1 protein-coding gene is annotated in these 1,624 nt (G+C 60.2%); it reads right to left on the bottom strand.

Features of this window, described 5'->3' with window-relative positions:
• Nucleotides 1-18: 18 nt before the first annotated feature.
• Nucleotides 19-1,494: an IS4 family transposase gene (locus ACFQDI_RS25160; RefSeq protein WP_377172269.1), complete on the bottom strand. Its 1,476-nt coding sequence runs from the start codon at nucleotides 1,492-1,494 to the stop codon at nucleotides 19-21.
• Nucleotides 1,495-1,624: the final 130 nt, after the last annotated feature.

Genomic DNA, 1,624 nt, shown 5'->3' with positions numbered 1-1,624 from the left:
GGCATGAATGGCACTTGATTAAGCCGCCTTTCGATACTTGTCGCGGTGGGGGATTTCCTGAAACTCGCGGCGCGGCTGCGTCAGCAGCTGATGGGTTTTGGGGCGTCGTTTCTTGGCCCTGGGTTCGCGTCGTCCGGTGCGTTGGGGGTTCATCACTGAGGCGATGGCTTTGAGCAATTCATCCCGCCACTGTTCCAGTTTGCGAGGCTTGTCAGCATAGAGTGCGGCACGCGGCAGCCATTCGCGCAGCACGTCAAGCGCGCCTTTGAAGCTGACCCGCCCAAGCTCACGGCCGTGCGCGCTGGCGCTGTGCAGGATGAGCAGCCGGATGGCGTTGTAGGCGCAGGCATGCATGAGGATCTCCTTCTCGATCATGTCGGGAGTCTTGCAGCGCAGCACATCCATTTTCATCGTCGTTTTGATGTCCCGAAAAAACAGCTCGATGCTCCAGCGGCGGTGGTAGAGTTCGGCGATCTGCTCCACGCCATACCCTTTGGCATCGACCAGCGTGGTGGCGATCCACACGCAATGGGTACGGAAGCCTTTGCGCTCAATGGGCACCTTGATGATGCGCACTTCGAGCTGCTCCGGCAGCGCCTCCCACTGCCGGGCATCCCACGGGCACTTGCCAGGTCGATGTTTGGGCTTGTGCCAGCTCTGCAGGCATTGATGGCCGCCCAAAGAGCGGCCTTTTCCCAGGTCCTTGGGGCGTGCCTGATGCAGGCGCAGGACGGTGTCAACGCCACGCGCCTTGAGCTCGGCCATGAGCGCCCAGGCGCAGAAGCCGGCGTCGCCGAGGAGCACATCGCCCTGTTTGAGCAGATGGCTCACCTGCTGCCAGAGGCCCAGGTCATGACGGCACCACCTGCCCAGCGCGTGGCCCAGCCAGGCACCCGTCGAGAGGCAGAAGACACCCAGCATGGAGGCAACCGGAAAGCCGCAACCCGGCTTCTGAGCAGGGGGCTGCGGCCAGCGCTCCTGGTTCCTGGTGGTGTCAGGCATCGAGCAACTCGTGCCATCAAGCACTTTGACCTCACGTCCGCACCACAGCCAGGCTGAGGGTGCCTGTGCGGTGAGTTTGGAGCGCAGAGCCTCGCAGGCAGCCTGGACAAACGGAAGGCTCAGAGCGCAACGCGCCTGGCAAAAAGCCCCGGTTCTCAGGGAAGGACGCTTGGGATCGAGCGGACGGTTGATGAGCCAGGCACGGACTTTGGCGACGACGCCCTGGCAGGCCATGCCCGGGTTGAGCACTTGGAAAAGAAAGGCCCAGAAGAGGGTGGTGGGGGTGTAAATGGACTCTCGAAGTGGTTTGGAATCAGGAGCACTGGAGAAGAAATCCTGAGGGAAGAAGGGACCGATCAGGGCGGAAAGATCGGGCAAGGAGAGGTGGCGGAAGTGCTCGATGCCCCGGGCAAGCAGGCTGGCCAGGGAAGGCTTGGCCCTGCCCTGAAGCAGGTGAGGGAAATGAGGGAGGAAAGAAGTTTGAACAGCCATGTGAAGTGGAGTTCAAGCATCGTTGGAATGTTCAAATAATGTTACACAAAAATTTTAATACATATGCCTGTAAATGAACCTGCCAAAAAACGAATCCTGCCCTTAATCAAGTGCCATTCATGCCTGGCAT

The sequence above is a fragment of the Prosthecobacter fluviatilis genome (assembly GCF_042655725.1).
In the GTDB taxonomy this organism is placed as follows: Bacteria; Verrucomicrobiota; Verrucomicrobiia; order Verrucomicrobiales; family Verrucomicrobiaceae; genus Prosthecobacter; species Prosthecobacter fluviatilis.
The sequence above is the reverse complement of the archived record's forward strand: the minus strand, read 5'-3'. Positions and strand labels throughout refer to the sequence as shown.

Bases quoted from the DNA above. Each gene is read 5' to 3' on its own strand.
- ACFQDI_RS25160 (WP_377172269.1), bottom strand. From the start codon at position 1,494: ATGGCTGTTCAAACTTCTTTCCTCCCTCATTTCCCTCACCTGCTTCAG.